20 protein-coding genes and 2 tRNA genes are annotated in these 21,908 nt (G+C 67.7%); 17 read left to right on the plus strand and 5 right to left on the minus strand.

Annotated elements, in window-relative coordinates:
* The 16 genes from dnaA to AJAP_RS00080 all read left to right on the plus strand — a co-directional run bounded on the left by dnaA (position 1) and on the right by AJAP_RS00080 (position 16,700).
* Positions 1–1,635 (plus strand): chromosomal replication initiator protein DnaA, encoded by a 1,635-nt coding sequence (gene dnaA / locus AJAP_RS00005; RefSeq protein WP_038507005.1) that lies wholly within the window; start codon positions 1–3, stop codon positions 1,633–1,635.
* A gap of 899 nt (positions 1,636–2,534) precedes the next feature.
* Entirely contained in the window at positions 2,535–3,668 is a 1,134-nt protein-coding gene (gene dnaN, locus AJAP_RS00010) for a DNA polymerase III subunit beta (protein ID WP_020632653.1), read from the plus strand.
* A gap of 37 nt (positions 3,669–3,705) precedes the next feature.
* Positions 3,706–4,596, plus strand: a complete 891-nt coding sequence (gene gnd / locus AJAP_RS00015; protein WP_016330461.1) for a phosphogluconate dehydrogenase (NAD(+)-dependent, decarboxylating) — start codon at positions 3,706–3,708, stop codon at positions 4,594–4,596.
* Between the two features lie 9 nt (positions 4,597–4,605).
* Positions 4,606–5,760 carry a DNA replication/repair protein RecF gene (gene recF / locus AJAP_RS00020; RefSeq protein ID WP_016330462.1) on the plus strand — a complete coding sequence of 385 codons (1,155 nt, stop codon included), beginning with the start codon at positions 4,606–4,608 and terminating at the stop codon, positions 5,758–5,760.
* Between the two features lie 175 nt (positions 5,761–5,935).
* Positions 5,936–6,526 carry a DciA family protein gene (locus AJAP_RS00025; protein WP_051972288.1) on the plus strand — a complete coding sequence of 197 codons (591 nt, stop codon included), beginning with the start codon at positions 5,936–5,938 and terminating at the stop codon, positions 6,524–6,526.
* 206 nt (positions 6,527–6,732) lie between these two features.
* Positions 6,733–8,700, plus strand: a complete 1,968-nt coding sequence (gyrB, locus tag AJAP_RS00030) for a DNA topoisomerase (ATP-hydrolyzing) subunit B (RefSeq protein ID WP_038507016.1) — start codon at positions 6,733–6,735, stop codon at positions 8,698–8,700.
* A gap of 52 nt (positions 8,701–8,752) precedes the next feature.
* Positions 8,753–11,278 carry a DNA gyrase subunit A gene (gene gyrA / locus AJAP_RS00035; RefSeq protein WP_038507019.1) on the plus strand — a complete coding sequence of 842 codons (2,526 nt, stop codon included), beginning with the start codon at positions 8,753–8,755 and terminating at the stop codon, positions 11,276–11,278.
* Positions 11,279–11,314: 36 nt separating this feature from the next.
* Positions 11,315–12,001 carry a DUF3566 domain-containing protein gene (locus AJAP_RS00040; protein ID WP_038507022.1) on the plus strand — a complete coding sequence of 229 codons (687 nt, stop codon included), beginning with the start codon at positions 11,315–11,317 and terminating at the stop codon, positions 11,999–12,001.
* Between the two features lie 47 nt (positions 12,002–12,048).
* Positions 12,049–12,122 (plus strand) — tRNA-Ile (locus tag AJAP_RS00045).
* Between the two features lie 242 nt (positions 12,123–12,364).
* Complete coding sequence (locus AJAP_RS00050; protein ID WP_034321928.1) at positions 12,365–12,553, plus strand: DLW-39 family protein; 189 nt, start codon at positions 12,365–12,367, stop codon at positions 12,551–12,553.
* A 37-nt stretch (positions 12,554–12,590) separates the two neighbouring features.
* Positions 12,591–12,663 (plus strand) — tRNA-Ala (locus AJAP_RS00055).
* 64 nt (positions 12,664–12,727) lie between these two features.
* Positions 12,728–13,168 (plus strand): hypothetical protein, encoded by a 441-nt coding sequence (locus AJAP_RS00060; protein WP_038507028.1) that lies wholly within the window; start codon positions 12,728–12,730, stop codon positions 13,166–13,168.
* Positions 13,169–13,265: 97 nt separating this feature from the next.
* Entirely contained in the window at positions 13,266–13,637 is a 372-nt protein-coding gene (locus tag AJAP_RS00065; protein WP_038522075.1) for a hypothetical protein, read from the plus strand.
* Between the two features lie 4 nt (positions 13,638–13,641).
* Positions 13,642–14,676, plus strand: a complete 1,035-nt coding sequence (locus AJAP_RS00070; RefSeq protein WP_038507031.1) for a hypothetical protein — start codon at positions 13,642–13,644, stop codon at positions 14,674–14,676.
* 9 nt (positions 14,677–14,685) lie between these two features.
* Entirely contained in the window at positions 14,686–15,189 is a 504-nt protein-coding gene (locus AJAP_RS00075) for a YbaB/EbfC family nucleoid-associated protein (protein ID WP_038507034.1), read from the plus strand.
* Positions 15,190–15,233: 44 nt separating this feature from the next.
* Entirely contained in the window at positions 15,234–16,700 is a 1,467-nt protein-coding gene (locus tag AJAP_RS00080; protein WP_038507037.1) for a DHA2 family efflux MFS transporter permease subunit, read from the plus strand.
* Here the strand turns inward: AJAP_RS00080 and AJAP_RS00085 are convergent.
* Complete coding sequence (locus AJAP_RS00085; protein ID WP_038507041.1) at positions 16,615–17,013, minus strand: helix-turn-helix domain-containing protein; 399 nt, start codon at positions 17,011–17,013, stop codon at positions 16,615–16,617. The genes AJAP_RS00080 and AJAP_RS00085 overlap by 86 nt on opposite strands.
* 44 nt (positions 17,014–17,057) lie before the next feature.
* On the minus strand, positions 17,058–17,909 hold the full coding sequence (locus AJAP_RS00090) for an ADP-ribosylglycohydrolase family protein (protein WP_038507044.1): 852 nt from the start codon (positions 17,907–17,909) through the stop codon (positions 17,058–17,060).
* 54 nt (positions 17,910–17,963) lie between these two features.
* Between AJAP_RS00090 and AJAP_RS00095 the strand changes: the two genes are divergently transcribed.
* Positions 17,964–19,157, plus strand: coding sequence for a DNA glycosylase AlkZ-like family protein (locus AJAP_RS00095; RefSeq protein WP_038507045.1), 1,194 nt, complete (start codon positions 17,964–17,966; stop codon positions 19,155–19,157).
* Here AJAP_RS00095 and AJAP_RS00100 read toward each other — a convergent pair.
* The 3 genes from AJAP_RS00100 to AJAP_RS00110 form a co-directional block, all read right to left on the minus strand.
* A complete protein-coding gene (locus AJAP_RS00100; RefSeq protein WP_084097978.1) occupies positions 19,138–20,415 on the minus strand; it encodes a M14 family metallopeptidase in 1,278 nt (425 codons plus the stop codon). The genes AJAP_RS00095 and AJAP_RS00100 overlap by 20 nt on opposite strands.
* 93 nt (positions 20,416–20,508) lie before the next feature.
* Positions 20,509–21,150: a pyridoxine/pyridoxamine 5'-phosphate oxidase gene (locus AJAP_RS00105; protein WP_038507048.1), complete on the minus strand. Its 642-nt coding sequence runs from the start codon at positions 21,148–21,150 to the stop codon at positions 20,509–20,511.
* Positions 21,150–21,869 carry a hypothetical protein gene (locus tag AJAP_RS00110; RefSeq protein ID WP_034321947.1) on the minus strand — a complete coding sequence of 240 codons (720 nt, stop codon included), beginning with the start codon at positions 21,867–21,869 and terminating at the stop codon, positions 21,150–21,152. Before AJAP_RS00110 ends, AJAP_RS00105 begins: the two co-directional genes overlap by 1 nt.
* Between the last annotated feature and the right edge of the window lie 39 nt (positions 21,870–21,908).

Below are 21,908 nucleotides of genomic sequence, written 5' to 3' on the forward strand. Positions count from 1 at the left end.
GTGTCCGATCACCAGCACAATCTTGGCGTCATCTGGGAACAGGTCGTGCGCGAGCTGTCGGATGGCACCCTCTCCCCGCAGCAGCGCGCCTGGATGCGGGTGACCCGGCCGATCGGCCTCCTCGACGGCACCGCGCTCCTCGCCGCCCCCAGTGACTTCGCCAAGGAAGCGATCGAACGCGCCCTGCGCGGAGCGATCACCGAAGCCCTTTCGCGCCGGCTCGGCCGCGCGGTCTCGCTCGCGGTGAAGGTCGACAGCACCGAACCCCACACTTCGATGCCCCCGCCCTCGCCCGGCCCTCGCTACGAACCGACGTCACCCAGCCGGGTGGAAAACGGGTCCGGCCCGGTGTCGGGTACTCCTCCGCTGCCCGAGGGTGACGGCATGCTGTCCCCGACCAGGCCCCGGCCCGAGCCTCCGAAGCCGAGGCCGCCGAGGCAGCAGCCGGTGGACAACAGCCTCAACGATGGCGATGACAGCGATGAAGAAGTCGACGAAGAGGGCGAGGCCCTCGCCGCCGTGACCGAGATCTGGCCGACGTTCTCCGGTCAGCCGATCGCGGGCCAGCCCTACACCGCGCCGGCGCAGCCGCAGACGTCGAAGACGAAGCTCAACGAGAAGTACACGTTCGACACCTTCGTCATCGGTGCCTCGAACCGTTTCGCGCACGCGGCCGCGGTCGCCGTCGCCGAAGCGCCGGCGCGCGCGTACAACCCGTTGTTCATCTGGGGAGAGTCCGGACTCGGGAAGACCCACCTGCTGCACGCCGTCGGGCACTACGCCCAGCGGCTGTTCCCCGGCATGCGCGTGCGGTACGTGTCGACCGAAGAGTTCACCAACGACTTCATCAACTCGCTGCGAGACGACCGCAAGGTCGCGTTCCAGCGCCGCTACCGCGACATCGACATCCTGCTCGTCGACGACATCCAGTTCCTGGAAGGGAAAGAAGGTACGCAGGAAGAGTTCTTCCACACCTTCAACACCCTCCACAACGCGAACAAGCAGATCGTCGTCTCCTCCGACCGCCCGCCGAAGCGCCTCGAAACGCTGGAAGACCGGCTGCGCACGCGGTTCGAGTGGGGTCTCATCACCGACATCCAGCCGCCGGAACTCGAAACGCGTATCGCGATCCTTCGCAAGAAGGCGGCGCAAGACCGGCTCGCGGTTCCCGGTGAGGTCCTGGAGTTCATCGCTTCGCGCGTCGAAGCGAACATCCGGGAACTCGAAGGCGCGCTCATCCGCGTCACCGCCTTCGCGTCGCTGAACCAGCAGCCGGTCGACGTGGCCCTCGCCGAAATCGTGCTCCGGGACCTCATCCCGGATTCGCACGCGCCGGAGATCACCGCGCCGACCATCATGGGTGTCACGTCCGAGTTCTTCGACGTGACGCTCGACGACCTCTGCGGCCCTGGCAAGACGAAGGCGCTCGCCACCGCACGCCAGATCGCGATGTACCTCTGCCGCGAGCTGACCGACATGTCGCTCCCGAAGATCGGGCAGACCTTCGGCGGCCGCGACCACACCACCGTCATGCACGCGGACAAGAAGATCCGCAAGGAGATGGCCGAACGACGGCGCATCTACGACCAGGTCCAGGAGCTGACCTCCAGGATCAAGCAGCGCGCCCGGCAGTAATCCTCCAGTACACAACGCTTTCAGGGGCTCTCACCGTCCAGGTGGGAGCCCCTTCTTCGTGTCCACATAGGCCCGAACCGCGTGTAGAGCTGCGAAGCACGGGTACACGAGCAGAAGCGGCGAAGGGCGCGAAGGAGGCGAAGCGCGCTTGAGTCGCCTTCGCGTTTTTCCTTGTGTACAAAGGAATCCACATGCTGTGGGCAGCTTGTGCACAACTCCGGCGGTCGGCGGACCAGCGGCGACGGGATTTCCGTCCACATCGCACTCACAGGCGATCCACAGCATTTCCACACCAAGATCCACACGCTGTCCCCAGGTTGCCCACATCTTGTGCACAAGGGTGATGCAGGCTGCACGGATCACTCTCCCGAGCGATTCCGGTCACGAACGGCGCCCACAACCCTGGGTACAAACCGCCCCACAACTGGGGATAACCGTGGGGACAACTGTGGATGACTGTGGACAGATCGAGCGCCGCCCGAATCCATCCACGGACGCACCGAGCTGTCCACCGTCCGTACACACCCTGAGTCCACAGGCTCAGAGGCGGCCGGACCTGCGCGAACGAGCCTTGTCCACACAATCCACAACGCCTATTACTACTGCTGTCTTTTCTTCTTCTCTAGAAGAGAACAAAACAAAAACAGGCGAAGGACGAATCTGGGGACAGCCGGTGAGCCGTGTCGTCTTGTCGACAAAAGCAAGGGGAGGCCGAGGTGACGTGGACCCCGGGGACGGCCTAACGTGGGTCCCTGCACCTGGTCTGCGTGTCGACGTGCGTTCGCGTCCTCGCACGGACCGAACACACCTGCGAGGCACCTGGCCATCGCGCTCTCCGGCCGAGGTGACCCGTTGAGCTTTCGAGCCGTCAGGGGCTCGGCTGTCGAAAGGAAGCGCGCATGAAGATCCGCGTCGAGCGTGACGGGCTGGCCGACGCCGTCGCGTGGGTGGCGAGAAGCCTCCCGTCGCGGCCTCCGGTCCCGGTTCTGGGCGGTGTCCTGCTCGATGCTGGATCCGACGGGACGAGTGACGCCCTCACCGTCTCCGGATTCGACTACGAGGTCTCCGCCACGGTCGGCGTCCCGGCCACCATCGCCGACGGCGGCCGTCTGCTGGTCTCCGGCCGTCTGCTGGCCGACATCACCAAGTCGCTGCCCGCGCAGCCGGTCGAGATCTCCGTCGACGGCGCCCGCGCGACCATCACCTGCGGCTCCGCGCGCTTCTCCCTGCCGACCATGCCGGTCGAGGACTACCCGCAGCTCCCGTCCCAGCCCGCCTTCGCCGGCGAACTCACCGGTGACGCGTTCGGCCAGGCCGTCACCCAGGTCGTCGTCGCCGCGGGCAAGGACGACACCCTCCCGATGCTGACCGGGATGCGCCTGGAGATCTCCGGCTCCTCGCTGACCCTGGTCGCCACCGACCGCTTCCGGCTCGCGATGCGCGAGTTCACCTGGGAGCCGGCCGAGGGTCTGTCCGACGCCGCCGTGCTCGTCCCGGCGCGCACGCTCGCCGAGGCCGCGAAGACGCTCGGCGCCAGCGGCGCCAAGATCCGGCTCGCGCTCGCCAGCGGCGAAGGCCTGCTCGGTCTCTCCGGTTCCGGTCGCTACACCACGACCCGCCTCCTCGACGCGGAGTTCCCGCCGTACCGGCAGCTGCTGCCCGCGCAGCACACGTCGCGCGCGGTCATCGAGGTCTCCGCGCTCGCCGAGTCCATCAAGCGTGTTTCGCTCGTCGCCGAGCGTGGCACCCAGGTGCGGCTGGAGTTCAACGACGGTTCGCTGCGGCTCTCCGCCGGTGGCGACGACGAGGGTTCGGCCGAGGAAGAGCTTCAGGTCGACTACGAGGGTGAGCCGGTGACCATCGCGTTCAACCCGGGTTACCTCGTCGACGGGCTCGGCGCGCTGAACGCGAACCGGGCGGAACTGACGTTCACCACCCCGAACCGGCCGGCGCTGATCAAGCCCGCCGACGAGGAGGGCAACGTCGTCCCCGGCTACCTGTACCTCCTGATGCCGGTTCGCCTCCCGGGCTGACCGGCCTCCACTTCTGTTCGCACCAAAGGGGATCTTCATGGCTCAGCTGGGACTCATCGGCCTCGGCAAAATGGGGTTCAACATGCGTGAGCGGCTGCGCGCGGCCGGTCACGAGGTGGTCGGCTACGACCGCAACCCCGACGTCACCGACTCCACCTCACTCGAGGACATGGTGTCCAAACTGGACGGTCCCAGGATCGTCTGGATCATGGTGCCCGCCGGCGAACCGACGCGGCAGACCGTCGCGGAGCTCGGCAACCTGCTGTCCGAGGGCGACCTCGTGATCGACGGCGGCAACTCGAAGTACACCGACGACCGGATCAACGCGGACCTGCTCGCCGCGAAGAAGATCGGTTACCTCGACTGCGGGGTTTCCGGTGGCGTGTGGGGCAAGGACAACGGCTACGGCCTGATGGTCGGCGGCGCGGCTTCGGACGTCGAGAAGGCCATGCCGATCTTCGACGCGCTTCGTCCCGAGGGTCCGCGTGACGAGGGCTTCTCGCACGCCGGCGCCGTCGGCTCGGGTCACTACGCGAAGATGATCCACAACGGCATCGAGTACGGCATGATGCAGGCCTTCGCCGAAGGCTTCGAGCTGCTCGAAGCCGCGAAGGTCGTCGAGAACGTGCCCGCGGTGATCAAGGGCTGGCAGCGGGGGACCGTCGTCCGCTCGTGGCTGCTCGACCTGCTGGTCCGCGCGCTCGACGAGGACCCGGAGCTGGACGACCTCGAGGGCTACGTCGAGGATTCCGGCGAAGGCCGGTGGACTCTCGAAGAGGCGATCAACAACGCGGTCCCGGCGCCGGTCATCTCGGCCGCGCTGTTCGCCCGGTTCGCCTCGCGCCAGGAGGACTCCGCCGCGATGCGGGCCGTCGCCGCGCTGCGCAACCAGTTCGGCGGGCACTCGGTCAAGAAGGCCGGCGACTAGGCAAGCGGGTTGTACTTAAGACATCTGCAGGTCACCGACTTCCGGTCCTGGCCACAAGCCGATCTCGCGCTCGAACCCGGCCCGACCGTCCTCGTCGGACAGAACGGCCGCGGCAAGACGAACCTCCTCGAGGCGATCGGCTACATCGCGACCCTGGGCTCGCACCGCGTCGCGACCGACGCGCCGTTGGTGCGGCACGGGTGCGAACGCGCGCTGATCAGGGTCGCGGTGGTCAACGAGGACCGCGAGCTGACGGTCGAGCTGGAGATCACGCCCGGCAAGGCGAACCGCGCGCGGGTCAACCGCGGCGCGGTCGGCAAGCCCCGCGACGTACTCGGGATCCTGCGCACGGTGCTGTTCTCCCCGGAGGATCTGGCACTGGTGCGCGGGGATCCCGGGGAGCGCCGTCGGTTCATGGACGAACTCCTCGTGCTGCGCGCTCCCCGGTACGCCGGGGTCCGCGCCGATTACGAGAAGGTGCTGAAGCAGCGGAACGCCTTGCTGAAGACAGCCGGCAAGCGGCGTACGGGGCGCGAAGACCCGTACGCGTTGTCGACGCTCGACGTCTGGGACGACCACTTGTCGGTGGCGGGGGCCGCGTTGCTGGCGGCCCGGCTCAACCTGATCGCCGACCTCGCGCCGTACGCGGCCTCCGCGTACATGGGGGTCGCGCCCGATTCGAGACCGGCGAAGATCGCGTACAAGTCGAGCCTGGGCGAAGCGATGCCAGAGGGCTACGGCACTCCGGACGGTCCTCGCGCCGACCAAGCGGTCCTCAAAGAAGTGCTGGTCGAAGCGCTGAAACGGTCGCGGAACCTGGAGCTCGAACGCGGGGTGAGCATGGTCGGCCCGCACCGGGACGAGCTCGATCTCATCCTCGGCGAAGCGCCGGCGAAGGGCTACGCGAGCCATGGGGAGTCCTGGTCGTTCGCCCTCGCGTTGCGTCTGGGAAGCTACGAGCTCCTGCGTGGCGAGGCCGGGGAACCGGTGCTTCTGCTGGATGATGTGTTCGCCGAGCTGGACCGGCGTCGCCGGGCCCGGCTGGCGGAGGTGGCGGCAGGCGCCGAGCAGGTGCTGGTGACCGCCGCCGTGGACGAGGACGTGCCCGCCGAACTGGCCGGACATCGCTTCCTCGTGGCGGATGGTGAGATCAACCGAGGGTGATCCCGCGAAGTGGACACCCCGGGTGATCGGCGCCACAGCAGTTGCCCACCGATCTGGGGACAAACCTGTGGACAGTGTGGATAACACCGTGAACGCGTTATCGCCCCGCGTGACCAAGGGGCCTGATAAGCGGCTTGACACCCCTCACGCGGGTGGTAACCCGAGTGAGGGAGCCTTGTTCGATACGCGGAGTGATCGCCCCTCGGTATCGAACGGCTCAACCGATACCGAAAGCAAAGAACCGACTACGGGTCGTGATCTTGCTCGGGCGGCTCTCGACGCCGCGAAGGCCAAAGCGAAGGCCCGCGGGGTTGAACCGGGCGTGCGCCGCGGCCGTATCACCGGAGGGGGAGCCGGTTCGGTCGGCCAAAGCCCGCGACGTCGTCGCTGGTCAGGGCCGGGTGCCGACGCACGCGACCCGCAACCGCTCGGCAGGCTCGCCTCCCGGATCGCCGTCGACCGCGGCTGGAACACGCGGCTGGCGAACGGTCAGGTCTTCGGCCACTGGGCCCGCCTGGTGGGTGAAGAGGTCGCTGAACACGCTCAGCCAGTGGCCTTGAAGGACGGCGAGCTGACCGTCCGCGCGAGTTCGACGGCGTGGGCGACGCAGCTTCGCCTGCTTCAGGGGCAGCTGCTGGCGAAGATCGCCAAGGGCGTCGGGAACGGCGTGGTGAAGAAGATGCGGATCCAAGGGCCGACGGCGCCCAGCTGGCGGAAAGGGCCGCGGCACGTCCCGGGACGTGGCCCGCGTGACACGTACGGCTGACCCGAGTTGCGCTTCGCCGCGACAGTGCCCATTAAAGCGCCGAGAACGCCTTCAGAGTGCTTCGCGAACGTCAAGACTCTTCTTCGAACGAATTAGCGCGCCTGTGAGCAAATCAGGGGTGTCCTTGCCGCATGTCTGCGGACGCGGCCAAGTACACTGGGGATGAGCGAGCGTCCGCTCGGGCGAGACGAGGAGAATCAACGCCTGTGACCGAGAACAAGAGCGAGTACAACGCGTCGTCGATCACGGTGCTCGAAGGCCTCGAAGCCGTCCGCAAGCGTCCCGGTATGTACATCGGTTCCACCGGTGAACGCGGCCTCCACCACCTCGTCCAGGAGGTGGTCGACAACTCCGTCGACGAGGCGATGGCCGGCTACGCGACCAAGGTCGAGGTTACCTTGCTGGCCGACGGTGGCGTGCGCGTCGTCGACGACGGCCGCGGCATCCCGGTCGACATGCACCCCAAGGAGATGAAGCCGACCCTCGAGGTCGTGCTCACCGTGCTCCACGCGGGCGGCAAGTTCGACAGCGATTCCTACGCCGTCTCCGGTGGTCTGCACGGCGTCGGCGTCTCGGTGGTGAACGCGCTCTCGACCAAGCTCGTCGCCGAGGTCAAGTACGGCGGCCGCAGCTGGCGTCAGGAGTACACCGACCAGATCCCCGGCGAGCTGCAGGACCTGGGCCCGGCGACCGAGACCGGCACCACCATCACGTTCTGGGCCGACGGCGACATCTTCGAGACCACGACGTACAACTTCGAGACGATCTCCCGGCGTCTCCAGGAGATGGCCTTCCTCAACAAGGGCCTGACCCTTTCGCTGCGCGACGAGCGCGTCGCCGACGAAGAGACCGAAACGGACGCTTCCGGCCAGGCGGCGCGGGTCAAGGAGAAGACCTACTGCTACCCGGGCGGTCTCGAAGACTTCGTCAAGCACATCAACGGCAGCAAGGACCCGATCCACGCGTCCGTGATCTCCTTCGAGGCCAAGGGAACCGGCCTCGAGGTCGAGGTCGCCATGCAGTGGAACAACGGCTTCACGCCGTCGGTGTACACCTTCGCCAACACGATCAACACGCACGAGGGCGGCACGCACGAAGAGGGTTTCCGCGCCGCGCTCACCCGCGTCGTCAACGCGTACGCGCGCGAGAAGAAGCTGCTCAAGGAGAAGGACGCCAACCTCTCCGGTGACGACGTGCGCGAGGGACTCGCCGCGATCGTCTCGATCAAGCTCTCCGAGCCGCAGTTCGAAGGCCAGACCAAGACCAAGCTGGGCAACAGCGAGGCCAAGACGTTCGTGCAGCAGACCTCGAACGAATGGCTGGCCGACTGGTTCGAGCGCAACCCCACCGAGGCGAAGACGATCATCAACAAGTCGATCTCCTCGGCGCAGGCGCGGATGGCCGCCCGCAAGGCGCGGGACCTGGTCCGCCGCAAGGGCGCGCTGGAGATCGGCGGGCTGCCCGGCAAGCTCAAGGACTGCCGCTCGACCAACCCGTCGGAATGCGAGCTCTACATCGTCGAGGGTGACTCGGCGGGCGGTTCGGCCAAGGAAGGCCGCGACTCGATGTACCAGGCGATCCTGCCGATCCGAGGCAAGATCATCAACGTCGAGAAGGCCCGTATCGACCGCGTCCTCAAGAACACCGAGGTCCAGTCGCTGATCACCGCGCTCGGCACCGGTATCCACGAAGAGTTCGACATCGAGAAGCTGCGCTACCACAAGATCGTGCTGATGGCCGACGCCGACGTGGACGGCCAGCACATCACCACGCTGCTGCTCACCTTCCTGTTCCGGTTCATGCCCCCGCTGATCGAGCACGGGCACGTGTTCCTCTCCCGCCCGCCGCTGTACAAGATCAAGTGGCCGCGGCAGGAGCCGGAGTACGCCTACTCCGACCGGGAACGCGACGCGGTCATCCAGGCGGGTGTCGAGGCCGGCCGGAAGCTGCCGAAGGACGACGCGATCCAGCGCTACAAGGGTCTCGGCGAGATGAACGCCGAAGAGCTGTGGGAGACCACGATGGACCCGGCGAACCGGCTGCTCGGCCAGGTCACCCTGGACGACGCCGCGCAGGCCGACGACCTGTTCTCCGTCCTGATGGGCGAGGACGTCGAAGCGCGCCGTTCCTTCATCACGCGTAACGCCAAGGACGTGCGCTTCCTGGACGTGTAGGCGTCCCCGTTCCTCTTTGTCCCCTTAGGACTGCTCCCACGAGAAGGACCTCATGACGGAAACCTTGCCGCCTGCTCCGGACCACGACCGGATCGAACCGGTCGACATCCAGCAGGAGATGCAGCGCTCCTACATCGACTACGCGATGAGCGTCATCGTGTCGCGGGCGCTGCCGGACGTGCGGGACGGCCTCAAGCCGGTGCACCGCCGCGTGCTGTACTCGATGTTCGACTCCGGCTTCCGCCCCGACCGCGGGTACAACAAATGCTCCCGCGTCGTCGGCGACGTGATGGGCAACTACCACCCGCACGGTGACTCCGCGATCTACGACGCGCTGGTGCGGCTCGCCCAGCCGTGGTCGCTGCGGTACCCGCTGATCGACGGCCAGGGCAACTTCGGTTCGTCGGGCAACGACCCCGCCGCCGCCATGCGGTACACCGAGTCCCGGCTGGCGCATCTCGCGATGCACATGCTGCAGGACATCGAAGAAGAGACCGTCGACTTCTCCGACAACTACGACGGCCGCACCCAGGAGCCCGACGTCCTGCCGTCGCGGTTCCCGAACCTGCTGGTCAACGGTGGTTCCGGGATCGCGGTCGGGATGGCGACGAACATCCCGCCGCACAACCTGCGCGAGGTCGCCGACGGCGTCAAATGGGCGCTGGAGAACTTCGAAGCCAGCGACGACGAGCTGCTCGCCGCGCTGCTGGTCCGGATCAAGGGCCCGGACTTCCCGACCAAGGCGATGATCCTCGGCAACTCCGGGATCGAGGACGCCTACCGCACCGGCCGCGGCTCCGTGCGCATGCGCGCGGTCGTCGAGGTCGAGGAAGACGCCAAGGGCCGCACGATCCTCGTCGTGTCCGAGCTGCCGTACCAGGTCAACCCGGACAACCTGGTGGAGAACATCGCGAACCTGGTCCGCGACGGCAAGCTCACCGGTATCTCCGACATCGCCGACGAGTCCAACAGCCGCAGCGGGATGCGGATCGTCGTCACCATCAAACGTGACGCGGTCGCCAAGGTCGTGCTGAACAACCTGTACAAGCACACCCAGCTGCAGCAGAACTTCGGTGTCAACATGCTGGCACTGGTCGACGGCGTGCCCCGCACGCTGCGCCTGGACCAGATGATCCGGCACTACGTGAAGCACCAGATCGACGTCATCGTCCGCCGGACCCGGTTCCGGTTGCGCAAGGCCGAGGAACGCGCCCACATCCTGCGCGGTCTGGTCAAGGCGCTGGACATGCTCGACGAGGTCATCGCCCTCATCCGGCGCTCGCCCTCGGCCGAAGAGGCCCGGCCCGCCCTGATGAGCCTGCTCGACGTCGACGAGATCCAGGCGACCGCGATCCTCGACATGCAGCTCCGCCGCCTCGCGGCACTGGAGCGGCAGCGGATCATCGACACCCTGGCCGAGATCGAACTCGAGATCGCCGACCTCAAGGACATCCTCGAGAAGCCCGAGCGGCAGCGCACGATCATCGCCGAGGAACTCCAGGAGATCGTCGACAAGTACGGCGACGACCGGCGCACCAAGATCATCCCGTTCGACGGCGAGGTTTCGGTCGAAGACCTCATCGCCGTCGAGGACGTGGTCGTCACGATCACCCGCACGGGTTACGCCAAGCGAACGAAAACAGATCTGTACCGTTCGCAGAAACGCGGCGGCAAGGGCGTCCAGGGCGCGACCCTCAAACAGGACGACATCGTCCAGCACTTCTTCGTCTGCTCGACGCACGACTGGATCCTGTTCTTCACGAACAAGGGCCGCGTGTACCGGGCGAAGGCGTACGACCTGCCCGAGGCCAACCGTAACGCGCGCGGCCAGCACGTCGCCAACCTGCTCGCGTTCCAGCCCGACGAGCAGATCGCCCAGGTCATCGAGATCCCGAACTACGAGGTCGCCCCGTACCTCGTGCTCGCGACCCGCCGCGGCCTGGTGAAGAAGACCAAGCTCACCGACTTCGACTCCAACCGCGCCGGCGGCCTCATCGCCGTCAACCTGCGCGAAGGCGACGAACTGGTCGGCGCGGTCCTCGCGGCCGCCGAGGACGACCTGCTCCTCGTGTCCGCGGAAGGCCAGTCGATCCGCTTCCACGCCACCGACGAAGCCCTGCGCCCGATGGGCCGCGCGACGTCCGGTGTGCTCGGCATGCGGTTCAACGACGGCGACGAGCTGCTCGGCATCAACGTCGTCCAGCCCGACAAGTTCCTCCTCGTCGCCACCGGCGGCGGCTACGCCAAGCGCACGCCGACCGAGGACTACCCGGTGCAGGGCCGCGGCGGCAAGGGTGTGCTCACCATTCAGTACGACCAGAAACGTGGCAGGCTGGTGGGAGCGGTCATCGTCGACGCCGAAGACGAGCTCTACGCGATCACCTCCAGCGGCGGGGTGATCCGGACTTCGGCCGGACAGGTGCGCAAGGCCGGCAGGCAGACGAAGGGAGTGCGGCTGATGAATCTCGACGAAGGAACCACTCTTCTCGCGGTCGCACGCAACGCGGACGAGCCCTCAGACGTCGCCACTGCAGGTAGTGCTGAAGGAGAAGAAACCCCGGCGTCGGAGCAGGAATAGACGACGCCCCACGTACTGGGTAAGGACTGACACCTCGTGACACCATCCGAGAAGCCCGAAGCAGGCGGCGCGCAGGCGGGTTCTTCGAGCCCACCCTGGCAGCGTGACAGCGGCGCCGGGGAACCCGAAGGCTCCAGCGAGCAGACGGTCTCGGTGTCTTCGGTCGCCACCGAAGACGTGGCCCACTCGGAACCGAAGCGGGACGCGACAACCGTGACCGACTATCACGGGGTAAGCGGCACAGCCGCGAAGAGGCTCTTCGGCGACAGCGGAGAGGGCGAGCCCGCCCCCTCCGCCATCCCGTCGGCCTCCCGCACCCGTGCCGCCCCCACCGCGCTCCGCCGCCCCGGCCGCGGACCGCGTCGCGCCAGCCTGCAGATCAAACGCTTCGACCCCTGGTCGGTGCTGAAACTGTCCCTCGTCCTCGGCGTCGCGCTGTTCTTCGTGTGGCTCGTCGCCGTCGGCGTCCTCTACACCGTCCTCGACGGCATGGGCGTCTGGGACAAACTCAACGGGACCTACTCGTCGCTCGTCGGCGGAGAAGGGGCCGACGCGCCGGCCGACCCGTTGATCAGCGCCGGCCGCGTCTTCGGGATCGCGGCCATCCTCGGCGCCATCAACATCGTGCTGATCTCGGCGCTGGCCACCGTCAGCGCCTTCATCTACAACGTCTCCGCCGACCTCGCCGGAGGCCTGGAAGTGACCCTTTCCGAACGAGAGTGACCCGGTTGCAGGGCGTCGAAAGACGTCCTGTAATCTTCTCCTCGTTCGGGCCCATAGCTCAGGCGGTTAGAGCGCTTCGCTGATAACGAAGAGGTCCCAGGTTCAAGTCCTGGTGGGCCCACCCGGTTGGCCCGGTCGTGTTTGTGGAAATCACAAACCGCGACCGGGCGTTTGTCATTTCTGGGGGTCGAACCCCCAGACCCCCGCCAGGGAGGGCTTCGCCCCCCTGGACCCCCCAGCGTTGGGGCGCGTGGTCGTTGTGGCCGCGGTGGCCCATTGCCGTGGGGGACGGTTCCACGTGGAACGTGGTGCAGTAGCATCGGTGGGTAAGCGGAGCAACTCGGCGGAAAGAGGGGGCTTCTGATGAAGAAGCTGTTGGCACTCGCGGTCATCGCGGGCGGCGTGCTGTTCGTGATCAAGCGCAACAAGGCCGCCAAGGCCGAGGCCGACCTCTGGCGTGAGGCCACCGCTCCCACCGAGCGTCCGCTGGGATCCGCCTCCACCAACGGAAGCGCTCCGGCCAAGGCCGCGGACGCGTCCCGCAACAACTGATTTCGGCGCAGGCGGTTATCATGATCGCCTGCGATCCGGGGCTGTAGCTCAATTGGTAGAGCACTGCCTTTGCAAGGCAGGGGTCAGGGGTTCGATTCCCCTCAGCTCCACTCCGAAAACCGAGAAGGCCACCCGTACCGCGGGTGGCCTTCTCGTTTCCACCAGAATGCGCGCATGGGTGTTCTCTTCGACTACTTCGCCGCGCCGGACAACGACGCCGCGGCCGCCACGATCGACCTCGTCGGAGGGCCGTCCGAGGCGTCCTTGCCGACCGTCCAGCTCAAGGGTGTGGACCCGTTCGTGCAGCTGGGCACGCTGGAATCCTTGCTGACCGGGGTCGACTACGACACCGTCATCGGCCGCTCCATCGAACCTGTCGCCATGGCCGATGACGGTGCGCTCCTGGTCGTCGCGCTGACCGAAGAGCTGGCTACCACGCTGTCCGACGCCGACGAGGCTCGCCTGCGCGAGGTGGCCGAACCCTGGTCCCGCACCGAGGAGTTCGGCGGCGAGGCCGACCCCGCCGACTTGGCCGACGTGCTGACCGGCCTCGCGGAACTCGCCCGCGACGCCAAGACCCGGGGTGATCACCTCTACTGCTGGGTCTGCGTCTGAGTGGTGACGTTCGTCACCGTACGCGGATGACGAAGTCGCGCGCCCAGCCAAGTCAACGCTGCTTACATGGGGGTGGAATCCGGACAGCGAGGTGAACATGGTCAGTTTCGAAACCGACCTCGACGATCTCAGGTTGTCGAGCAAGGAACTGCAGAATGCCGCGGACATCGTCAGCACCGCACACACCGGTGTGCGGGGCCAGGACGTGCCGGCTCCCGACCCGGTCACGGGTGGCTTCATGCCCGGCCTTTTCGCGCCGGACACCGCGTTCGGGAAGACGCTGGGCATGCGCGGGGTTTCGGCGGCGTACGAGGAACACCGCCAGGCCGTCGAGAAGATGCTCGGGAAGCTGCTCCGCAGCACGCAGGACGCCTCACAGGCGCTGGCGAGGGTCGCCGAACTTTACGAAGCCGTGGACGAGGACAACAAGCAGCGAGTGAACCGCGCGGCGTACGGGAACCAGGGGTAGCGGCGTGGACGGGTATTTCAACGCTTTGGACGCGGAGACCAACTCCGGCTTCGGCGACAACAGCAAACTCCTCGAAGGAATCACCCACGACCTCCAAGCGGGCGCCGAGAAGGCCTTCACGGCCGTCGACCTCCTTTTCCAGCCGTGGATGTTCGGCAGCGACGCGGATTTCAGCGGTGGGCGCAAGGAACAGATCCGCGACTTCTTCCTCGAATTCTCCGACGCGCAGCTCGTCGGCGAGAACAGTCTGCAGCCCATGATCGAGGCCTACGAAGGTCTCTGGAACGCTTTCCAGGACACGAAAGCGCCGCTCGACCGGTCCTTGGTCCTGCTTCTCAAGTGGCGCGGTGAAGGCGCCGAGACCGCCAAGAGCTACATCCAGGGTCTCGTGAACACCTATTCCCGCGTGGGTACCAAACTCACCGTGCTGGAAGCCGACATCGTGGCCGCGCGGGACGCCATCGCGACCGCACGGGCCGACCTGAGCACTCTCGCCGCCTCCTTTCTGACCGCGGCGGAAAAATACCGGGACGACAAGGAACGGCAGGACGAATCCGCCTTGGTGAAGGCGTTGGCCGCGACCTTCGCCGCCGCTGTCACCGCTCTGCTCGTGGCGGCCGCGCCACCGGCAGGACTCACCGCGGCGACGTTCTTCACCACGGCGAACGGTGTGCAGGTCGCCGGTGCGGCGGCCGGTGCCGGGCTCTCGACCCTGGTCTCCGAGAACGCCGCGATCGTCGGGGACAGCCCCGAAATGATCTACAACAGCTTCCACGACGGTGTGGTCAACATCCGTGAAGCCATGTTCCGCGCGTCGGAATCCCTGATCTCGAAGATCAACACCGAGATCAACAACCTGCCGATCATCCCCGAACCGCCGGACGTCAGCCCCGGCGAGACCTTCGATCCCGGCAACTTCGAAACCGAAAACACCGACAAGGGAACGGAAAAACGGGTCCGGGACAAGAACGTCGACATCTCGAACGACGGCAAGTTCCAGGAACCGCCGATGGAACTTTCCCCGCTGCCGACCGACTGATGGAGGATCGTGGCTGACGAACCGGCGGCCAAGAAGCCGCCAGCCGACCGGCAAGCAATGCTCGAGGCACTGGCCGCCCTCTCGGTCGACGCGTCCTCACCGGACGGTGCCGTTTCCGTTTCGGTCAACACCGACGGCGTGATGACGCGGCTCAGAGTGGGCGAAGCCGCGTCGCGGATGTCGCCCGCCGAGATCGCGGACACCGTGATGCGGACCTATCAGGAAGCGCAGCAAGGATCCGCGAAACGCAGCGCGGAGCTGATGGCGCCGATCGGCAACGCCGGGTACATCACGGACAGGCTCCGCTGGCGGCTCGGGTTCACTCCTTCCTTCCAACAGGAAGGGGAAACCGTCGCGCCGTCGGTCCCGGTTTCCCGCCGTCCGCCCGCGAGCACTGAGAACGTGGTGCTCAAGGACCGGTCGGAGGAACCGGCCGGGCTCGCACCGGACGAGCAGCCCGAATCCGACGACCAGTACTACGAGCAAGGCCTGCGGTACCGGCCTTCCTGGTAGCGCGGGCTTGCCCTCAAGCGTGCTTCAGCGTGCACGCTGCCGGTATGAAACGTGAAGGCGCCGTGCTCGCGTTGGCCTGCGCAGGATCCTTCGTGGTCATCCTCGACGCGACGATCGTTTCCGTCGCCCTGCCCTCGATCCGGTTCGGCCTCGGCTTCTCGGCAGGCACGCTGACGTGGGTGGTGAACGCGTACACACTCGCGTTCGCCGGGTTCCTGTTGCTGGGCGGACGGTTGTGCGACGAATTCGGGGTCCGGCGGATCTTCGTGCTCGGGATGAGCCTGTTCACCGTCGCGCGGCTCGCCGCCGGGCTCGCCGGTTCCCCGGGAACACTGCTCGTCGCCCGCACGGTGCAAGGGTTCGGCGGCGCGCTGCTGATGCCGGTCACGTTGTCCCTGCTGACGACGACGTTCACCGAACCCGCCCGTCGTGCGCGGGCCTTGGGCACCTGGAGCGCGGTGGGCGCGGCCGGAGCCGCGGCGGGGCCGGTGATCGGCGGCTTGCTGACGCAGTGGGCGGGCTGGCGCTGGGTGTTCTTCGTCAGTGTCCCGATCGGAGTGGTGGCCGTTCTCGTCGCAGGAACGGTGTTGCCGCTTCGGGATCGAAGCCGTCCTCGCGGCAGGCTGGACGTGCTCGGCGCGGTGTTGTCGGCGACGGGACTCGTCGGTGTGGTCTACGCGGTGATGCGTTCGTCGTCCGACGGCTGGGGAAGCGGGTCCGTGCTGCTCCCGCTGTCCGGCGGGCTCGTCCTGCTCGCCGTTTTCCTGGTGCACCAGCACCGGTGGGCGGACGAACCGCTGGTCGCGCTCGGAATCTTCCGGCTGCGTTCGGTCAGCAGCGGGAACGTGGTGATCTTCTTGCTGGGACTGGGTTTCCTCGCCAGCCCGATCCTGCTTTCGTTGTACCTGCAGGATGTCCACGGATACTCGCCGATGCGGGCGGGATTGGCCTACCTGCCGATGGGGGTGGCGATGTTCGCCGGCGCGCGGACGGCGGGCGGGTTGTCGGTGCGGATCGGGCCCCGGCGTGCGGCGGCGCTGTACTGCGCGCTCGGCGCGGTGGGTTTCGCCGCGATCGCGGCCTTGGCCGGCGCGCACGCTTCCTACGTCGTTTCCGTGCTGGTGCCCGGAATGGTCTTCGGCTTCGGGACGGCGGCGGCCTTCACCCCGATCACCATGGCCGCCACGAGCGGCGTCCCGGAACGTCAGAACGGCCTGGCCGCCGGTCTGCTGAACACGGTCCGGCAGACCAGCGGCGCGCTCGGGCTCGCCGCGTTGACCGCGCTCGCGGCGGCCGTGACCGCGAGTTCGCCGTCCGGCCTGCCGAAGGGCGAGGCGCTGGTGCACGGTTACACCGCCGCGTTCCTCGCCTCCGCCGCCTGTCTCGCGGCCGCCGCGGTGGTCGCGGCGGTGACGATGCCCGGGCTCAGCTCGCCGCCGCGTGCGCGGGCAGATCGACCCGGTCGCGGAACCAGGGGCAGTCCTCAAGGTTCCCGTCACGGCGGCAGGTGAGCAGTTCGACCAGGTAGTCGTGCGCGGTGTCGAGCCGCGCGCGCTCCCGTTCGATCTCGGCGAGCCGTCCCGTCACCACGTCCCGCCAGCGGTGCTGTTCGGCGAGCAGCTCGGTGATCCTGGCCAGACCCAGCCCGCCGATCCGCCGCCAGTGCTTGATCAGCGCGATGCGGTACAGCTGATCGTCGTCGTAATACCGCTGTCCCGAGCGGCGGAAGGCGGTGATGAGCCCGCGGCGCTCCCAGTAGTGCAGGGTCGAGATCGCCAGCCCGAAATGATCGGCGGCTTCGCGAACCGGCGTCAAGGAATCCATGTGATCAGTCTAGGTTAGGTCACCCTAACTTTCGAGTCTGTCCGTCAGACGCGCAGCAGCCGCTCGTCGAGTTTCGCCAGATGGTCGCGGCCGAACTCGCCGTTCTCCAGGTCGCGCCACAGCACCGGCGGCAGATCCTGTGCCACCTCGGGCGAACGTGAAGCGGCGGCCAGCGCGATCGTCGCGACGGTGTCGACGTCGCCGGTGAGCGCGACGGCGGAGTGCAGCATCCGGGCGAGTCCTCCGCCGCCGGTCAACACGGTCAGCGCCGCGCGCACGCTCATCCAGCCTTGCGGCCCGACCTTGCCCGACCACGGCAGCGCCCAGCCGCCGTGCCCCACATCCTCGGGAAGGATCCCTTCGATCCACCTCGCGATCTCGGAAAGCGGTCCCACCCGATGGTGGCAATAGTGCACGGCCAGCGCGGCCGCCTGCGCCGCGGCGATCCCGGCCGGGGTGTCGTGCGTGATCCTGGCCTGCAGTTTCGCGTGATAGAGCACGTCGTCGACGGTCGGCAGGACCCCGATCGGCCCGGCGCGCATGGCGGCGCCGCTCTTGTCGCTCTGCGGCCGGAGCCGTCGCAGCAGCTCTTCGCCGTCGCGGACCTCGCTGAGCAGCTGATGGAAACGCGGCGCGTAGCCGTCGTGCGGATCGCGGTGATACGCCCGCACGAACTGCTCGGCGAGCAGCAGCGGCGTCCATCGCAGCCCGGAGACGAGCACCTCGGCGATCGCGATCGTCATCTGCGTGTCGTCGGTGTAGCGACCGGCCGGGGCACCGGGCAGCCCGTGATGCGGCACGTAACCGGTCAGGTTGTTGTGCTCCGCGACGAAGCCCGGGTACGCGTGCTCGAAGGAGCCCCCGTACGCGTCGCCGATTGCCAGCTCGACCAGCATCCGTCCATCGTGCCAGGCTGCGAGGTGTCACCAAGTGCCCATACCGTGGAACTCATGGCGACCGACAAGCTGCGCGCGTGGTGGGCACATCGGCAGGGTCTCGACGGATCGCTGCTCGGGTCATCGGCGGCCGAGGTACTGGAACGGACCGGCTGGATGCGCTCGGTCGGCGGTTCGGCGCCCTATCTCGGGCTGTTCGCCAGAGCCCGTCTGGATCGCGAGACGGTGGACGCGGACGTCGCCCGGCTGGCCATCCACGAGCTGCCTTCGGCGCGCGGCTGCACTTACGTCCTGCCGTCGGCGGATTTCGAACTCGGCCTGACCGTCGGGGCCGCGGCACCGGCGGGTGAACTCGTGGCCGCGGAGAAGTACCTCGGCGTCACACAGGCCGAGATCGAGCAGCTGTGCGTCACCGTCGCCGATCTGCTCGACGCTTCGGACGAACCGCTCGGTCCGGCCGCGATCAAGGACGCCGCCGGGTCCGCGGTGCGCGATCTGGGGGAGGCGGGCCGCAAACGCGGCACCACCACGACGTTGCCGCTCGCGCTCGGCCTGCTCCAGGCGCGCGGCGACATCCGCCGGGTCCCGGTCAACGGCCGGCTGGATCAGCAGCGCTACGGCTATGTCCGGTGGACGCCGTCCCCGCGTGGCGGACTGTCCGATATGGACACCGCGCGGACCGAACTGGCCCGGCGGTACTTCTCGTGGGCGGCTCCGGCGTCGCTCAGGCATTTCCGCTGGTTCTCCGGTTTCACCGCGGCGAGCGCGAAGAAGATCGCGGAACAGCTGGAACTCGTGCCGCTCGACGGCACCGATCTGGTGATGCCCAAGGAACTCGCGGACGAGTTCGCCGCGTTCACCGTGCCGTCGGAGCCGTCGTACGCGCTGCTCGCGGGGATCGACGGCATCCATCTTCTGCACCGCGAGATGTCACGGCTGCTCGCGGACGCCGACGTCGAACGCCCGGTGCCCGGCGGACGGCCGGGGGAGACGCTGGGCGGACAGGCGGATCCGCCGAGTCACGTGATCGTCGACAGGGGCCGCATCGCCGGCTTGTGGGAGTTCGACACCGAAGCCGGAAAGATCGTCCACAAGTTCTTCGGCGAAGAGGACGCCGCGTTGCGCGAGACGATCGCGAAGACCGAAGAATTCGTCCGTGACCAACTCGGCGACGCCCGGAGCTTCAGCTTGGATTCGCCGAAGAGCCGGGCGTCGCGAGTGGCCGATCTCAGGCCTTCGCCTCGTTGATGAGGATGTCGACGGCCTTGTCGTTGCGCGCGGTCTGCTCCGGGATCACCGAAGCGGGCGGGTAGAAGCCGTCGATCCCGCCGTCCTTCGGGTACATCTCGAAGGTGTAGCTGAGGATCTTGTGCTTGCCCCACGCCCAGTCGTTGATGTCGCCGTCGGTGACGTACAGATCGCTGGACTGCTCGGGCGTGTAGCCGTTGGTGCCCGCCATCTGCTTGCCGACGTCGGCGAAGCGCTTCGCTTCCTCCTCGTTCAGACCGGTGTCGGTCTCGGCCTTCGTGTAGCCGTAAGGCCAGAGCACCAGCTCCGAGAAGGTGTGGAAGTCGATGTGCGTCTTGATCTGCTGCGCGCCACCGACCACGCGGGAGTCGATGAACGCCGCGACCGCCTTGGTCTCGGACTCGGAGAACGCCGACGGACCGTGGTAGTCCTCGGCGGACGGGCTGTTGCTCGACCCGCCGCAGCAGTTCCACTTGTAGTCCCAGTTGCGGTTCGGGTCGGTGCCGACCGCGCTGCTGCCGGGAACGGGCTTCCGCGTCTTGCGCCAGCCCTGGTACTCGCCGCCGGTGATGTCGTACTCGGAGCCGTCCGGGTTGACGTTCGGGATCACGTAGATCTCGTGCTCGTCGACCATCTTCTTGATGGCCGGATCGCTCGCGTACCCGCTGGTGAACCGCTGCACGATCCGCAGGCACATCTCGGTGGTGAGGTGTTCGCGCGCGTGCTGGTTGCAGGTGAACAGGACCTCGGGCTCGTTCTCGTCCGTGCCCGCGTTGTCGCTGATCTTCAGCAGGTTCAGCTCACGGCCTTCGTAGGACTTGCCGACACTCGACAGGGTCGCGATGTCGCTGTGGTCCTTCGCGGCCTTCTGCAGCTCCGCGGTTGTTTCGGCGTAGGTGTGGTACGCCTCGTCGCCCGGCGGGAAGTCGCCCGCGACGGCCGCGGTGCCCGCCCGACCGCTGCGCTGTTTCAGCATGCTGTCGAAGTCGCCGAGCGACTTCAGTCCGAAGCCGTTCGCACGCAGGGCGGCGGCCTGTCCCGGAGTGGCGACGATGGTCAGCGCGCCGCCGCGCGAGCCCGCGACGTCGACGCCGGTGCGGGCGACCTCGGTGCGTTTGTCGGGGGTGGACGCGCCCTCCACCGAATACAGCCCTCTCGCCGGGTCGCCGGTCTGGGCGCTCGCGACGGGCGTCGTGACGGCCAGCAGGGCGAGCCCTGTGGCGGCCAAGGCGCCCCCGATGCGACGGCGTGTGGACATTTCGCCTCCGAACGATCTGGGGACAAGGTGGGTTCACCGTCGCCGAAGTGAATCGTCCACGACAACCCGACGATCGTCGTTCCCAGTTACCGTTTACGGCCAGAGGCGTTCTTTGTGCCAGGTCCCGTCCGCGCGCCGGTAGCGGAGCCGCCGGTGCCGCCGGTCGTGGCTCGCCTGCCAGAACTCCACTTCGGACGGCGTCACCAGATAGCGGGTCCAGGTTTCCGGTGCCACGCCAGGATTCTCCTCGACCCACCGCTCCGCTTCCGCGGCCGCACGGTCGAGATCGGCCGGGTCGTCGAGCACCTGGGACTGCCTGCCGATGAACGCCTCCACCCGGGAAGCCGGCGGCCGGGCGGTGAAGTCGGCCGCGGACACCTCGGGATCGGCGACGGCGACCGGGCCGCGCAGACGGACCTGACGGCCGCGTCCCGGCCAGAAGAAGGTCAGCGCGGCGAACGGATTCTTCGCCAGCTGAACCCCTTTCGGGCTTTCGGAGCTCGTCGCGACCGCCCAGGTGTCGCCGTCGACGTCCTTGAGGATCACGACGCGCGCGTCCGGCATCCTGTCGGCGTCCACTGTGGACAGAGTGACGGCGTGCGGCGCCAGGACGTGTTCCCCCGCCTCATTGAGCCATTCCAGGAAAAGCTCGCGCGGGGTCGCGGGTGTGGCCTCGGTGTCGAACTCCGGGAGTTCTTCGGGGAACGAAGGCCAGCCGCGCAACGTGCGATCCATCAGTACCCCGGCGGGCGCTGCGGCGGGTAACCGGGCGCGGGCGGTGGATAGTGCGGCGGATGCTGGCCCGGCGGCGGACCCTGCGCGGGCGGCGGCCCGACCGGGTACTGCGGCGGTGGCGGCTGCTGGGGCTGCCAGCCGGGTGGCGGCTGCTGTCCTGGTGGAGGCATGGGCGGCCCTGGTGGCATCGGCGGCTGCTGGCCCTGCGACTGCGCCCACTGCACCTGCTGATAGACCTCGGCGGGCTGCGGGAAACAGAACGTCAGCTTCGCGTTGACCGAACCCTGTACCGCGGCGCCCCACAGCTTCCCGCCGACGAACGCGTACATCTGCGCCGCCGAAACGTCGACGGCCACCATGCGGGTCTCGCCGCCGAACTGGTTGCCGGATTTCGCCGACGCGGCCTGCGCGGCGTCCGGGTACACCCGGTCGCCGATCAGCCCGGCGATGACCACCGAAGCGGCCGTCCAGCCGACCGTGCCCATCACGTTCGCGCGCGCGTGCTGCGTCGCCAGCCCGGTGAAGTCGTACAGCGCGGGCGCGGTCACCTCCGGGATCGCCGCGGCGACCACGCAGTAGTTCATCGTCGACATCATCACGGACTCGGTGAACAGGCCCACGACGGCGGCGCTCGGGCCGATCTGGACCGTGTTCAGCCTGCCCCCGCTGCGCTGGATGCGCTCTGCCACCGCACCCAGGTACTGCTCCTTGCTGAGCACTGACGCCTCCCGAAGACTCCTCGCGCACGGCCATCGTCG

This window comes from Amycolatopsis japonica, from assembly GCF_000732925.1.
GTDB classification, from domain to species: domain Bacteria; phylum Actinomycetota; class Actinomycetes; order Mycobacteriales; family Pseudonocardiaceae; genus Amycolatopsis; species Amycolatopsis japonica.

Excerpts from the sequence above, each read along its gene's own strand:
- dnaN (WP_020632653.1), top strand. The coding sequence starts at position 2,535 with ATGAAGATCCGCGTCGAGCGTGACGGGCTGGCCGACGCCGTCGCGTGG.
- gnd (WP_016330461.1), top strand. The coding sequence starts at position 3,706 with ATGGCTCAGCTGGGACTCATCGGCCTCGGCAAAATGGGGTTCAACATG.
- gyrA (WP_038507019.1), top strand. The coding sequence starts at position 8,753 with ATGACGGAAACCTTGCCGCCTGCTCCGGACCACGACCGGATCGAACCG.
- AJAP_RS00050 (WP_034321928.1), top strand. The coding sequence starts at position 12,365 with ATGAAGAAGCTGTTGGCACTCGCGGTCATCGCGGGCGGCGTGCTGTTC.
- AJAP_RS00060 (WP_038507028.1), top strand. The coding sequence starts at position 12,728 with ATGGGTGTTCTCTTCGACTACTTCGCCGCGCCGGACAACGACGCCGCG.
- AJAP_RS00065 (WP_038522075.1), top strand. The coding sequence starts at position 13,266 with ATGGTCAGTTTCGAAACCGACCTCGACGATCTCAGGTTGTCGAGCAAG.
- AJAP_RS00080 (WP_038507037.1), top strand. The coding sequence starts at position 15,234 with ATGAAACGTGAAGGCGCCGTGCTCGCGTTGGCCTGCGCAGGATCCTTC.
- AJAP_RS00085 (WP_038507041.1), bottom strand. The coding sequence starts at position 17,013 with ATGGATTCCTTGACGCCGGTTCGCGAAGCCGCCGATCATTTCGGGCTG.
- AJAP_RS00090 (WP_038507044.1), bottom strand. The coding sequence starts at position 17,909 with ATGCTGGTCGAGCTGGCAATCGGCGACGCGTACGGGGGCTCCTTCGAG.
- AJAP_RS00095 (WP_038507045.1), top strand. The coding sequence starts at position 17,964 with ATGGCGACCGACAAGCTGCGCGCGTGGTGGGCACATCGGCAGGGTCTC.
- AJAP_RS00100 (WP_084097978.1), bottom strand. The coding sequence starts at position 20,415 with ATGTCCACACGCCGTCGCATCGGGGGCGCCTTGGCCGCCACAGGGCTC.
- AJAP_RS00105 (WP_038507048.1), bottom strand. The coding sequence starts at position 21,150 with ATGGATCGCACGTTGCGCGGCTGGCCTTCGTTCCCCGAAGAACTCCCG.